The organism is Staphylococcus sp. GDY8P119P (genome assembly GCF_017892075.1).
Taxonomy (GTDB): Bacteria; Bacillota; Bacilli; order Staphylococcales; family Staphylococcaceae; genus Staphylococcus; species Staphylococcus ureilyticus.
This window is the reverse complement of sequence record NZ_JAESKJ010000011.1, coordinates 96786-110901: the sequence shown is the minus strand read 5'-3', so window position 1 is coordinate 110901 and position 14116 is coordinate 96786. Positions and strand designations below refer to the sequence as shown.

General features: G+C 32.4%; 12 protein-coding genes. 11 read left to right on the top strand and 1 reads right to left on the bottom strand.

All coding sequences use genetic code 11. The features are described from left to right. Positions 1–117: 117 nt before the first annotated feature. The 3 genes from KA830_RS11390 (at position 118) to KA830_RS11380 (ending at position 2965) form a co-directional block, all read left to right on the top strand. Positions 118–909 carry a phosphotransferase family protein gene (locus KA830_RS11390; RefSeq protein ID WP_046208347.1) on the top strand — a complete coding sequence of 264 codons (792 nt, stop codon included), beginning with the start codon at positions 118–120 and terminating at the stop codon, positions 907–909. 15 nt (positions 910–924) lie between these two features. Continuing rightward, entirely contained in the window at positions 925–1566 is a 642-nt protein-coding gene (gene trmB, locus KA830_RS11385; RefSeq protein ID WP_204179897.1) for a tRNA (guanosine(46)-N7)-methyltransferase TrmB, read from the top strand. Positions 1567–2137: 571 nt separating this feature from the next. Further along, positions 2138–2965 (top strand): YtnP family quorum-quenching lactonase, encoded by an 828-nt coding sequence (locus KA830_RS11380; RefSeq protein ID WP_046206821.1) that lies wholly within the window; start codon positions 2138–2140, stop codon positions 2963–2965. A gap of 176 nt (positions 2966–3141) precedes the next feature. Here KA830_RS11380 and KA830_RS11375 read toward each other — a convergent pair whose 3' ends face one another. After that, a complete protein-coding gene (locus KA830_RS11375) occupies positions 3142–3459 on the bottom strand; it encodes a hypothetical protein (protein ID WP_046206822.1) in 318 nt (105 codons plus the stop codon). A gap of 82 nt (positions 3460–3541) precedes the next feature. Here KA830_RS11375 and KA830_RS11370 point away from each other — a divergent pair, with 82 nt between their 5' ends. The 8 genes from KA830_RS11370 (at position 3542) to KA830_RS11335 (ending at position 13431) form a co-directional block, all read left to right on the top strand. Beyond that, entirely contained in the window at positions 3542–4618 is a 1077-nt protein-coding gene (locus tag KA830_RS11370) for a M42 family metallopeptidase (protein WP_204180427.1), read from the top strand. Positions 4619–4635: 17 nt separating this feature from the next. Beyond that, entirely contained in the window at positions 4636–4944 is a 309-nt protein-coding gene (locus KA830_RS11365) for a thioredoxin family protein (RefSeq protein ID WP_046206824.1), read from the top strand. Positions 4945–5069: 125 nt separating this feature from the next. Continuing rightward, positions 5070–5933, top strand: a complete 864-nt coding sequence (locus KA830_RS11360; protein WP_204180428.1) for a DUF1444 domain-containing protein — start codon at positions 5070–5072, stop codon at positions 5931–5933. Positions 5934–5945: 12 nt separating this feature from the next. Continuing rightward, on the top strand, positions 5946–6545 hold the full coding sequence (ytpR, locus tag KA830_RS11355; RefSeq protein WP_046206826.1) for a YtpR family tRNA-binding protein: 600 nt from the start codon (positions 5946–5948) through the stop codon (positions 6543–6545). Positions 6546–6562: 17 nt separating this feature from the next. Next, entirely contained in the window at positions 6563–10231 is a 3669-nt protein-coding gene (locus tag KA830_RS11350) for a DNA translocase FtsK (RefSeq protein WP_210122870.1), read from the top strand. Positions 10232–10254: 23 nt separating this feature from the next. Continuing rightward, positions 10255–11568, top strand: a complete 1314-nt coding sequence (gene murC, locus KA830_RS11345) for a UDP-N-acetylmuramate--L-alanine ligase (protein ID WP_046206828.1) — start codon at positions 10255–10257, stop codon at positions 11566–11568. Positions 11569–11639: 71 nt separating this feature from the next. Then, on the top strand, positions 11640–12131 hold the full coding sequence (locus tag KA830_RS11340) for a DUF948 domain-containing protein (protein ID WP_046206829.1): 492 nt from the start codon (positions 11640–11642) through the stop codon (positions 12129–12131). Positions 12132–12213: 82 nt separating this feature from the next. Next, entirely contained in the window at positions 12214–13431 is a 1218-nt protein-coding gene (locus tag KA830_RS11335; protein WP_204180430.1) for a hypothetical protein, read from the top strand. Positions 13432–14116 lie beyond the last annotated feature (685 nt).

The window sequence follows — 14116 nt, the reverse complement described above, 5'->3', positions numbered from 1 at the left end:
TAATGACAGTAATATAGAGTTTTAAGTTTAAAAGTGTGTGTATTAGAAAATGATTATATTTGGCTCTCGAAATCTGTTTTCTGGAGCCATTTTCTAATTGAAAGTGAGGTGAACGTGTTGGAGCAGTTTTATCAATTAGGGTGGACACTTGATTCAGCAGGTGGTGCATCTGGAGAAGCATATATGGCTGAACAAGATGGGCAGAAATTGTTTTTAAAACGAAATTCAAACCCATTTATTGCAGCCTTGTCTGCTGAAGGTATTGTACCTAAGCTCGTATGGACGAAACGAATAGAGACTGGGGAAGTCGTGACGGCGCAGCATTGGAAAAATGGCAGAGAGTTAACTTTTGATGAGATGTATGAACAACGAGTAGCTAATTTATTGAAAAAAATACATAGTTCAAAAACACTTTTGAATATGTTGAAGCGTATGGAAATGTATCCTATTACGCCTGATATTTTGTTGAATAAAATAAACGCCTCATTATCTAGAGAAGTGTTAACACACCATGTGGTGCGAAAGGCATTAACTTATTTAGAAGATCATATGCCAAGTCTTGACCCTAGATTTTTTACAGTTGTCCATGGAGATGTCAATCATAATAATTGGTTGTTGTCTGACCACGATGAACTATTTTTAGTGGATTGGGAAGGTGCAATGATTGCAGATCCAGCAATTGATTTAGGCATGCTGCTATACAATTACGTTCCTGAAAATAAATGGCCTCAGTGGTTAAATGATTACGGTACGAAAGATTCTATAGACTTGCAAAAAAGAATGAAATGGTATACTGCTGTACAATCTATTGGTATGGTTCAGTGGTATGAAGAACAAAAACGCTATAAAGATATGAATATGTGGCTGAAGTTCTTAAACCAAGTAATGAATAACAATGCATTTATATAAGGAGTTATCAAGAAAATGAGAATGCGTTACAAGCCATGGGCAGAAGATTATTTAAAATCGCATCCTGATATTGTAGACACAGATGGCAGCCATTCAGGACATATAAGTGAGTGGTTTGACAAAGAACAACCAATTTATATTGAAATTGGTTCCGGCATGGGACAATTTATAACAACACTTGCTGCACAAAGACCTGAAATTAATTTTATATCTATGGAACGTGAAAAAAATGTAATGGTCAAAGTGTTAGATAAAGTGAGAGAGCAAAATCTAACGAATATTAAATTGATATGTAACGATGCGATAGAACTAAATGAATACTTTAAAGATGGTGAAATTTCACGTATTTATTTAAATTTTTCTGATCCTTGGCCGAAAAGAAGACATACTAAGCGTAGATTGACGTATCACACGTTTTTATCTTTGTATAAACAAGTGTTAAAAACAGATGGTGAGATTCATTTTAAAACAGATAATAGAGGATTATTTGCCTATAGCTTAGAAAGTATGTCCCAATTTGGTATGTATTTTACAAAAATAAATTTGAACTTGCATCAAGAAGAAAAAGAAAATAATATTGAAACAGAATATGAGCGCAAGTTTTCAGACAGAGGTTCAAGAATTTATAGAATGGAAGCAAAATTCCATAATAATTAAATATTTGTAATGACGCAGCCCAAAATCTCACGTTCAAAACAAAGGACTAATCCGCAAAAATGACGGATTAGTCCTTTTTATTATAACTGTGCTACGATTTTGCTCGTACATGCTTGCCTGGGGATATGACTCGAGCCTGTAGTCTCTCGTTCATATCATTTCCCTAGGCGTCAGCACGATGCAAAATCACTTTAAGTGAAATGGTCTTGTAAGAAATGAAAAGTTCATTTACATTTGTAGATATATTAATAAATTAAAAAGTCTTATTTTATAAAATTTATAATATGATTTATCTCTACATTTCTAATTATGCTAAAGCATATCAAGTCACATGATATGTTAGTTCTATATATAAGCGTGCTACGATTTTGCTCGTACATGCTTGCCTGGGGATATGACTCGAGCTTGTAGTCTCTCGTTCATATCATTTCACTAGGCGTCAGTACATAACAAAATCACCATGAAATTTTGTTGTAGCAGAAGACTAACAAATTTCGTTATTTTACGTGTACTGTGTATTATATTACTATATTAATTAATTAGTAATTAAATCAAGAAATGGGGACTGATTATGAAATTAGGAAATTTCAAGATACATTACTTGAACGGTGGCATTACAAATATTGATGGTGGAGCGATGTTTGGTGTGGTTCCGAAAGTTTTATGGGCTAAAAAATATGAGCAAAGTGAGGAAAATCGGATTCCATTACCTACACATCCAATTTTAATACAAACGGAAGAATTTAACTTTATTATTGATACTGGTATTGGTAATCATAAGCTTACCGAAAAAGAGCGTAAAATATTTGGTGTGCATTATGAAAGTAATATAGAAGAAGATTTAAAATTATTTAATTTGACAACGAATGATATTGATTATGTTTTAATGTCACATTTACACTTTGACCATGCGTCAGGATTAACTGATAGTGAAGGGCGTGCAGTTTTTAAAAATGCGATTCATGTTATTCAACAAGATGAATGGCATGAGTTTGTTAGCCCAAATATACGAAGTAAATCAACTTATTGGCAGAAAAATAATGGTGATTTCACCGATAAATTATTGCTGTTTGAAAAAGAAATTGAAATCGTCAAAGGGATTAATATGTATCATACTGGTGGCCATAGTTACGGTCATTCTATTATTACAGTAGAAAATGCAGGAGAAAAAGCAGTACATATGGGAGATATTTTTCCTACAGTCGCACATAAAAATCCACTGTGGGTAACTGCTTACGATGATTATCCAATGCAGTCTATAAGAGAAAAAGAACGCATGATACCTAGATTCATTTTAGAAAATTACTGGTTTTTATATTATCATGATGTAAATTACTTTGCTGTAAAATTTAATCAAAAGGAACCATCTGAAATCGAGCATTACATTACAAGAGAATAAAATAAAAGGTTAAAGTTTTGAACATTTGAAATAGCACTATATCTTAACTAAAAATACAATCAATGTCTTCATAGTTTGAGCAGTAATATAGTTTATTTCTTTCATTGTAATCATCTCAGTGTAGTCGACAAATATTTTCTACATGATACAAGTGTGTTCATAACTTTAACCGTTTATCATTTACATTCAATGATGTTTATCACTTCACCAGTTTTAGCGTCGGCATAAAAATCATAATAAGTGCGTTTGCCGTTATGAAGGGTAGTGATACCACCTTGAAAGACTTCTAATTGATCGCCAGCATTTTGATACATTATCGTTTCATTTAGTATGTAAGAACCTACAACATTCATAAAATAAGTTTTTACATCTGTAATAATAGCTTCTGGATTACGATTTTGTAGTTGCTTTTGACGCGTATAAAAATAAATTGATCCAACAATAGTTGTTATTGAAATTAAGCCGATGAAGAACCAACTTTTTTTATTCAACATATTACAATCTACCCCCAATAAATTCATATATATAGTTTACCATAATGAAGATGATATAATAAATATTAAGGAGTGAATGACATTGAGTATAGACAAAAGTAAAACATTATCAAGAATGAAAATATTAACAGAATTACATGGAGCGCCAGGATTTGAAGATGATGTTAAATCATATTTGAAATCTGAAATGTCACCGTATGTAGATGACTTTGTATACAATCGAATGGGCGGCTTTTATGGAGTTAAGAGAGCTAAATCTAAAAATTCAAAGAAAATAATGGTTGCTGCTCATATGGACGAAGTGGGCTTTTTAATAACGCACATCACAGATAATGGGCTCTTACAATTCACGAATTTAGGTGGAGTAGCGACTGATATATGGCAAGGTCAAAGACTAAAAGTTAAAACAAGAAACAATGAAGAAATCATAGGAGTTGTAGCGAATATACCGAAACATTTTAGGACAGGTAACGAAGGTGCACCAAAAATTGAGGACCTATTATTAGATATTGGTTGTGAAAGTGAACAAGATGTTATCAATCGAGGCATTCAAATTGGTGATACTATTGTTCCAGACACACCGTTCACACAGTTATCAGAGCATAGGTTTGCTAGTAAAGCGTGGGACAATCGTTATGGTTGTTTATTAGGTATAGAATTATTAGAATTATTAAAAGACGTAGAGCTAGATTTTGATTTATATGTTGGTGCAAATGTTCAGGAAGAGGTAGGGTTAAGAGGTGCAAAAGCCTCTGCTGAATTAATCGATCCGGATGTAGCTTTTGTAGTAGATTGTTCGCCAGCAAATGATATGAATGGAAAGCAAAATCTTTCCGGTGAATTGGGTCAAGGGACATTGATTCGTATAAAAGATGGTACGATGATACTAAAGCCAACGTTTAGAGATTTTCTATTAGATTTAGCAAACAAATTTCAAATTCCATATCAATATTATATGTCTCCAGGCGGTACAGATGGAGGAGAAATTCACAAAGCAAACATTGGTATTCCAACTGCAGTTATTGGTGTTTGTGCACGCTATATTCACAGTACAAATGCAGTATTTGATTTTCGTGATTATGACGCTGCAAGAAACTTAATATTACAATCAGTTAAAAATTTAGATGACGAAATAATAAATACTTTACAGTATAAATAATGTTTTGGAGTGATTAGATGGAACAATTAGAAAATGAACAACAATTTTTAGAATTTAAAAGAGGGGACACTGTATTTTTATTTACTGCTGATTGGTGTCCAGATTGTAAAGTGATTGAACCAGACTTACCACAACTTGAAGCGAAGTATACAAATTATAAATTTGTATCAGTGGATAGAGATAAATTTATAGATATTTGCATTGAACATGGTATTATGGGCATTCCTAGCTTTTTAGTATTTAGTAATGGACAACAAATTGGAAGTTATATTGGAAAAGAACGTAAATCCATTGAACAGATAGATAATTTTTTAGCTTCTTTATAAACATAAAGTGAATGAATCTTATTAAGTGCACGATAAAAATATACCCTTAGAACTTACTTTTTTTCTGTTCCTAAGGGTATATTTATTGTAAACTGTATAAAGACACGTAAATAGGAGTGTTAACGATGAATGTCTTTCAAATGAGAGATAAATTAAAAGATAGATTAAAACATTTAGATGTCAAATTTAGTTTTAATCGTGATGAAGAAACGCTGCGCGTATCTAGAAATGATAATGGCAAAGGTGTCACTGTCAAACTTTCAACAATTGTAGCGAAATATAAAGAACAAAAAGAAAATATTGTAGATGAAATTGTATATTATGTCGAAGAAGCGATTGAACAAATGAAAGGGGAGGCGTTATCAGAAACAGAGAATATTGAGATAATGCCTGTATTAAGATCGCCTAGTTTTGATAAAAAAGACAAAGAAGGTAATTCATTTGTTATAGATAAACATACTGCAGAAACTAATATTTATTATGCAGTAGATTTAGGAAAATCTTATCGCTTGATAGATGAGCAAATGTTAGAAAAATTAAATCTTACTAAACAACAAGTGAAAGAAATGGCTTTATTTAATGTTCGAAAACTTGAAAACAAATATAAAACCGATGAAGTTAAGGGTAATATCTTCTATTTTGTAAATTCAAATGATGGTTACGATGCCAGTAGAATTTTAAATTCTACCTTTTTAAATGAAATACAAGCGCAATGTGAAGGTGAGATGTTGGTGGCAGTACCGCATCAAGACGTGTTGATTATTGCTGATATTAGAAATAAAACAGGTTACGATGTTATGGCACACTTAACGATGGAATTCTTCACGAAAGGATTAGTTCCAATTACGTCACTTTCATTAGCTTATGATAATGGACATTTTGAGCCAATATTTATTTTGGGCAAAAATAATAAACAAAAAAGAAACCCAAATGTCATCCAAAGATTAGAAGCAACTCGAAAACAATATGAAAATAAAGATAAGGAATAAGGAGTTAAAAAAATGAATTTATTTTACAATAAAGAAGCTGTAGGAGATGTAGCTTTTTTACAAATTGAGCCCGCAACAGGCGAATTTACGTATGAGACAAAGAATGATGTAGTAGCAATTCGTCAAGATAACAAGATTGTAGGTTTTAATATATTCAATGCATCAAAAGTGTCAGATATTGATGGAAATGGACATATAAAGTTGGATGAGAAGTTAATTCAGGACTTACAACAAGCAATTAAAAATGCTGGCTTCACGTTTGAACTAAATGCAGATTTATCACCAAAATTTGTTGTTGGTTATGTTGAAACTAAAGAAAAACACCCAGATGCTGATAAATTAAGTGTATTGAATGTAGATGTAGCAACAGAAAAGCTACAAATTGTTTGTGGTGCGCCGAATGTTGAAGCAGGGCAAAAGGTCGTTGTTGCAAAAGTAGGTGCAGTAATGCCTAGTGGAATGGTTATTAAAGATGCAGCCTTACGCGGTGTAGATTCAAGTGGAATGATTTGTTCTATGAAAGAATTAAATTTACCAAATGCACCACAGGAAAAAGGTATTATGGTATTGTCTGATGAATACAAAGTTGGACAGGCATTTTTTGAAGAATAGAAGGGGGTAATGTCCGAATGAGCTGGTTCGACAAATTATTTGGAGAAGAAAATGATCCTAATAAAGACTATCTAAATAAAAGAAACCAACGACGTCAAAAGAGTCAAGAACATCAAGACACATTACTTCCTCAAAATAACGATGTTTATGAGAGACCTAAAGGGAAATTTAGATTTCCAATGCGTGTTTTAGAAGAAAATAGTGAAACTGAGGACGCTATTAATGGAAAATCAGAAAATGAATTTAAAAATTCTGACCATAAATCAACTAGTCACCATACTGAGAATCACAGTCATAGAAGAAGAAGACAAATGGCTAATGAAAATGCTACAGATAAATTTACTCAATCATCTAAAGAATCATATGCAACATCTCGTAGTAAAACAAATGCGTCATTAGATAATGAAGTTCAAAAAGAAAAGAGACAACACAAAGGCAAAAGAACAAGAATTCAAACAGACGTTTTAGGTGGTACTGGACGTGAAAATGGTCATAGTACAAAAAGACATGAGCCCATTACCCCTCAATATCATAAAAGTGAATTTAAAGCTAGCGAGGTTCCGTCAGCTATTTTTGGCACTAAAAAACCACACCCTTTAGAAAATGGTGTGATAAAACCTAATCATCGTTTTAAAGATGATAATGAAAATAAAGTGCAAGAAGAACGCAAATCAAATTCTAATAATGACCATAATGACACTGCTGAAACAACGTTTGCTCAACCTTCTCAAGTTGATAGCGAACAACCATCAGCTGAAAAGAGCAATGAACAACTACAAGATAAGTCGATACAACAAGAAAATGTATCACAAGCTACTACTACTCCAAAAAAGAATAATACCATCAATATAGAAAATATCTATGCTTCTCAAATTGTTGAAGAAATTCGTCGCGAACGTGAACGTAAAGTGCTTCAAAAACGTCAATTTAAAAAAGCATTGCAACAGAAGCGTCAAGAAAATCAACAAAATGATGAAGATACAATTCAAAAAGCAATTGATGAAATGTATGCACAGCAAGCAAAACAATATATTGGAGAAAGTTCATTAGATGGTGCACAAAATAAAATTAGTGATACAGACTATTCAACAAAATCGTCTGGTGAAGATGCAACGGATGAACATGATACAACTGACCAAATTGATACGTCACAATACAATTATCAAGAAATTAATTTAGACAATATAAGTAATGTACATAACATTAATGACTCTGACGATGTTTCAAATACAAATGAAAATCAAACAGAAAATGTAGAAACAGCATCAAATCTTACAGAATCATCAACGAATCATGCTAACGATGAAACAAATCTTTCTCAAGATATTGATTATGCAGATATAGACAATCATTTGCACCATCATGACGAAAATTCAAATGGAACTATTGATAATACTGGTATTTCGGAAGCTACCTATAGAGAAATTTCAGATAATCAAAAAGATACGACACAAAATACAGTTGATTTGACTCAACAAACTAATAACAATGAACGAAAAACGTCACAATGTGAAAATGATGATGTATTAGATAATACATCATTGCATACCAATCATCATTTTGAAAAAGAAGATGAGCAATATGTAGATGAGTCTAATGATATTAACCAGAATGAATCACGGAATGAAGAAGATTTATCAACTTCAACTGAAGCGGATGAAAATGGTGAAGAAACAGTTGCTAATGACGTACAAATGTCAGAGAATAACGAAAATGAAGCACAACAAGATCATGTTAAAACAAACGCTAAAGCGAATAGCGATGAACAAAACAAACAACAACATAAAAATACAATCAACTCGAAAGGAAGCAAACCAAAACCTTTCAATGTAGTAATGACACCATCTGACAAAAAAAGAATGCTTGATGCCAAGAAAAATCTTAACGACACACATGCTTTTGTGAACTCAAATGATACTGAATTACAACAATCAGATGAAAAAATAGATAAAACGGCACAAAGTGAAAAAGATGAATCAACTGCTGCATTTAATCAACAAATGCAAACTGAAACTAACCTGGAAGAACATAATTCTAATGCTAATGAGTCAAAAGATACGTTTATAAATACGGAATCTGAAACGTTGACTGAGGATGAAGAAGTAGCATCCAGCATAGATGACAAAAATGAAGTTATAAGTCACAGGTATAATGGACAACCACAAAATGCAGAAACCAATCATGTGGATAAACATTCTGTAGATGCTACCGTTTCTCATAAATCAAATTCTGTGAATCAGCAGAACCAAAGCATGCAAGCATCCCAAGAAAGCAAAACAACTATACGAAAAGGTCCAAATATTAAACTTCCGAGTATTGATTTACTGGATGAACCTAAGGTCCATGAAGTAGATAATCAGTGGATTGAAGAAAAGAAACAAGAATTAAATGAAGCATTTTACTATTTCAATGTACCTGCGGAAGTTCAAACTGTTACAGAAGGGCCAAGTGTGACTCGTTTTGAATTATCTGTAGAAAAAGGTGTAAAAGTATCAAGAATCACTAACTTACAAGATGATATTAAAATGGCGTTAGCAGCAAAAGACATACGTATTGAAGCGCCTATTCCAGGTACAAGTTTAGTAGGTATTGAGGTGCCAAATCAGTCTTCAACACCTGTTAATTTACGTTCTATCATAGAAGATAATACTTTTAAAAATGCTGAATCTAAATTAACAGTTGCTATGGGACTTAGAATTAATAATGAGCCGTTAGTTATGGATATAGCAAAAACGCCTCATGCATTAATTGCTGGTGCTACAGGTTCAGGTAAATCAGTATCTATTAACAGCATTTTAATGTCATTATTGTATAAAAATCATCCTGAGGAGCTAAGATTATTACTTATCGATCCTAAGATGGTTGAGTTGGCACCATATAATGGTTTGCCACATTTGGTATCTCCTGTTATTACAGATGTTAAAGCTGCTACACAAAGTTTAAAATGGGCAGTGGAAGAAATGGAACGTCGTTATAAAGTATTTGCTAAATATCATGTTAGAAATATTACTGCATTTAATAAAAAGGCAAATTATGAAGATAGAATGCCAAAAATTGTTATAGTAATAGATGAATTAGCTGATTTAATGATGATGGCGCCACAAGAGGTTGAACAATCAATTGCACGAATTGCACAAAAAGCACGCGCATGTGGAATTCATATGTTAGTTGCAACACAAAGACCATCTGTAAATGTAATTACAGGGCTAATCAAAGCGAACATACCGACACGTATTGCTTTTATGGTATCTTCAAGCGTAGATTCACGTACAATTTTAGATAGTGGTGGAGCAGAACGCTTATTAGGTTATGGAGATATGCTCTACCTAGGAAGTGGAATGAACAAACCAATACGTGTACAAGGAACTTTCGTTTCTGATGAAGAAATTGATGATGTCGTTGATTTTATAAAACAGCAACGTGAACCTGATTATCTTTTTGAAGAAAAAGAATTGTTGAAAAAAGTAGAAAGTCATCCGCAAGATGATTTATTCGACGATGTATGTCGATTTATGGTACAAGAAGGACATATTTCTACTTCACTGATACAAAGACATTTCCAAATCGGTTATAATCGAGCTGCTAGAATTGTAGACCAATTAGAACAGTTAGGTTATATTTCGGAAGCAAATGGTTCTAAACCCAGAGATGTGTATATCACTGAATCTGATTTAAATGATAATTAATATAGAGATAAAGGAGTGTTACAATGACACATTACCATTTTGTCGGCATTAAAGGTGCCGGAATGAGTTCATTAGCACAAATCATGCATGATCTTGGAAATGAAGTACAAGGGTCAGATATTAAGAATTATGTTTTTACAGAAGTCGCATTAAAAAATAAAGGTATAAAAATTCTCCCTTTTGATGCAGATAATATTAAGGAAGATATGGTCATTGTTCAAGGTAATGCATTTCCTGATACGCATGAAGAAGTTGTACGCGCGCATGATTTAAATTTAGAAGTGATTCGTTATCACGATTTCTTAGGTCATGTTATTAACCAATATACTTCAGTTGCTGTAACAGGTGCGCATGGTAAAACATCAACAACTGGTTTACTATCACATGTTATGAATGGAGATAAAAAAACATCCTTTTTAATTGGTGACGGTACTGGATTAGGTATTCCAGCTAGTGATTACTTTGCTTTTGAAGCATGCGAATACCGTAGACATTTTTTAAGTTATCATCCGGATTATACAATTATGACAAATATTGATTTTGATCATCCAGATTATTTTAAAGATGTGCATGATGTTTTTAATGCCTTTCAAGAAATGGCGCAAAATGTAAAAAAAGCAATTATCGCATGGGGAGATGATCCATATCTTCGTGATTTAAAAGCAGATGTACCTATTTATTATTATGGATTTTCTGAAAATGACGATATTTATGCGGATAATATTCAAATTAGTGAGAAGGGTACACAATTTGATGTTTATATTAATAATAATTTTTATGATACCTTCTTATCTCCACAATTTGGAGACCATAATATCTTAAATGGACTTGCTGTAATAGCAATCAGTTATTTAGAAGGATTGAACGTTGATAATATTAAAGAAGCGTTAGAAACATTTGGTGGTGTAAAACGTAGATTTAATGAAACTAAGGCAGGTAAACAAGTATTAGTAGATGATTATGCTCACCATCCAAGAGAAATTAGTGCTACAATTGAGACAGCACGAAAAAAATATCCTAATAAAGAAGTTATAGCTGTTTTCCAACCACATACTTTCAGTAGAACACAAGCTTTTTTAGAAGAATTTGCTGAATGTTTAAGTCTTGCGGATAAAACATTTTTATGCGAAATTTTCGGCTCAATAAGAGAAAACAATGGCGAACTAACTATTCAAGACTTGGTTGAAAGGGTAGATGGTTCTACACTTATTGATGAGCAAAGTGTAAATACTTTAGAACAATATGAAGATGCGGTTATCTTATTTATGGGTGCAGGCGATATACAAAAAATCCAGCGCGCATATATGGAAAATATCGGTGTAACTACCTCATTTTAATATGTTTATGTTAAAATGATGTGGGTATTTATATTAAATAACAACATATGTTTTTTTAGGAGGCGTTTTTAATGGAATGGATTTTACCTATAGCTGGAATAATTGCAGCGATTGCTTTTTTAGTGTTATGTATAGGAATCGTTGTTGTATTACTTTCAGTTAAGAAAAATTTAGATCACGTTGCTAAAACACTTGATGGAGTTGAAGGACAAATTCAAGGGATTACACGTGAGTCTACTGACTTACTTCATAAAGCGAATCGCTTAACTGAAGATATTCAAGATAAATCAGAACGTTTAAACTCTGTCGTTGATGCTGTTAAAGGTATCGGTGATTCAGTTCAAACATTAAATGGTTCTGTTGATCGAGTAACAAACTCAATCACGCACAATATTTCTCAAAATGAAGATAAAATTTCTCAAGTTGTACAATGGTCAAATGTTGCAATGGAAGTTGCTGACAAATGGCAAAACAGAAGAAATCGTAGAGAAAGTGCAAATTATAAAACAAGTAGCGTAGCAAATGATGCAAATCACAGCTATACTACACGTGTTGACCATTAATCATTTATATACTTAAAAAACAAATGCACTTAAATGAGGTATAAACTTATTTAAGTGCATTTGTTATAGGAGGCATTCAAATATGAAGTACTATAATCGAGATGATTACGAAAGAAATTTAGAAAGTTATGAAGTACCAGAATATTTTACATCCGGTGCTAGAAATGTGTTTGTTTATGGATTTATAGTAGGTGCTGTGATAGGTTCGGCTGTAGGATTAGTGTCTATTAGTAAATCACGTCAAAGTGAGAAATCCGTTCCTAAAAGTAATAAAACATTCAAATCAAATGTAGTTAAAGAAGCTGAAAATGACAAACTAGAAGCAGAACGTCAAGTTGCGCATATTAAAGAAAAAGCAATTACAAACAATGAATTAGGTGCGCAAAAAGTTGCAATTCAACAAGAGACGGCTACTCACAACTTATCTGATACGTCACCACAAGCACAAGATACATTAACTGAACAACAATCGGATGAAACATCAGAAGGCTTGAATAATATTGATGAACAAGCACAACCAACTGATAGTGAAAAGAATGCTCAAAAAAATGCAATCAAGAAAGAGTCAGAAACACATCATTTAGCTGATTCTACAGTTGCTTCAACGTCTAACGAATCACAAAAAAATGATACAGTATCGGCTACGAAATTAGCCAATGCTGCTGAAGAAAAAAATAAAGCTTTAACAAATGACCCGACAATTAAGAAAAATACAACTGAACTTGTAACTGAAGAAAGTGTAAAATCTAATTCTAAAAAAGAAGTACCTAATTTAGTTACAAAAAATGACAAGACTGAAGCTAAAGATAGCATAAATTCAGCAACAATTGCAGGTGGTATTACTGCTTCGGGATTAGCATTAGCAGCGAGTCAAAAACGTGATGCAATGTCTAAAGACTCAAAAGTAGCTGAAAAAACCGTTAATTTATTAAAACCTGAATCTTTAACAGCCAAAGGTAATCAAGAAGTACCTAATTTAGTTACAAAGAAATTAGATAATGCAGTTGAAAATAATAATAAAGTAGAAAATTCTGCTGATAAACATGATCAATCTTCAACTAAAAATACACCTCAGGCTGCAGAGCAACGTGTTAAACAAACACATAAAAGTGTGTCGTTTAAAGACGGTATAATTGTACATGATAATGCTGAACAAGGTATTAGTAAGCAATCTTCTAATAATAGTACTGATGGCTCTAATTCTGACAATGAGGTGCCAACATATTCAAAAAATAGATTGCAAAGCAAAAAGACTGAAAAAGCAAAAAGTAAAATAGATAAAAGAACATTTAATGATTAAAACTGTTATGTGATTTTAGAATAAATTCTATAATCAAAAGCAGTCTCGGACATAAATTCTATACTCAAAATAAGAGGGCCAATGCATAATATGGATTGGTCCTCTTTATAGTTAAAATCTTACGTTTTTGACTGTCCATGCTTGGCTAGGATATGGTTCGAGCCTGTAGTCTCTCACTCATAAGATTCCCCTGGGTGTCAGCACATTACAAAATCAGTATAATTGATATTTTGTTATTCAAAAAATAAGGCACTTACGTATAATTTAATAAACATTACTCAACTAAATTAACGAAATGCCTAATATGTGAAATGTATATCTTTACTCAACATACACTGTCAATGGACACTTCAGTACTTATTCCTACAATTATCAGTAAACTAAAAATTAACGAATCAACTACCCGCATTAGATAACATAAGTATAGTTACTTATGTTAAGTGGGGTTTAATATCCTTGCATACGCTGTGATGAGCGTTGGTATAAATTGATTATTTATGGAATAGTGTAAAAATACGGCTAGAAAATAACAGAAAATTCAGTTATCATTAAACGTATTCACTTTAAAAGTGATTTTTTACGTTTGAGACTTGAACTTATATGCAGTTATTGTTAGAATTACGTTTAACAAATATTTTATCGCTTTAAAGCAGAATAAAATATCGCTGTAAAATTTTCATAGAGG

Bases quoted from the DNA above. Each gene is read 5' to 3' on its own strand.
- KA830_RS11340 (WP_046206829.1), top strand. From the start codon at position 11,640: ATGGAATGGATTTTACCTATAGCTGGAATAATTGCAGCGATTGCTTTT.
- KA830_RS11365 (WP_046206824.1), top strand. From the start codon at position 4,636: ATGGAACAATTAGAAAATGAACAACAATTTTTAGAATTTAAAAGAGGG.
- ytpR (WP_046206826.1), top strand. From the start codon at position 5,946: ATGAATTTATTTTACAATAAAGAAGCTGTAGGAGATGTAGCTTTTTTA.
- murC (WP_046206828.1), top strand. From the start codon at position 10,255: ATGACACATTACCATTTTGTCGGCATTAAAGGTGCCGGAATGAGTTCA.
- KA830_RS11360 (WP_204180428.1), top strand. From the start codon at position 5,070: ATGAATGTCTTTCAAATGAGAGATAAATTAAAAGATAGATTAAAACAT.
- trmB (WP_204179897.1), top strand. From the start codon at position 925: ATGAGAATGCGTTACAAGCCATGGGCAGAAGATTATTTAAAATCGCAT.
- KA830_RS11380 (WP_046206821.1), top strand. From the start codon at position 2,138: ATGAAATTAGGAAATTTCAAGATACATTACTTGAACGGTGGCATTACA.
- KA830_RS11335 (WP_204180430.1), top strand. From the start codon at position 12,214: ATGAAGTACTATAATCGAGATGATTACGAAAGAAATTTAGAAAGTTAT.
- KA830_RS11350 (WP_210122870.1), top strand. From the start codon at position 6,563: ATGAGCTGGTTCGACAAATTATTTGGAGAAGAAAATGATCCTAATAAA.
- KA830_RS11375 (WP_046206822.1), bottom strand. From the start codon at position 3,459: ATGTTGAATAAAAAAAGTTGGTTCTTCATCGGCTTAATTTCAATAACA.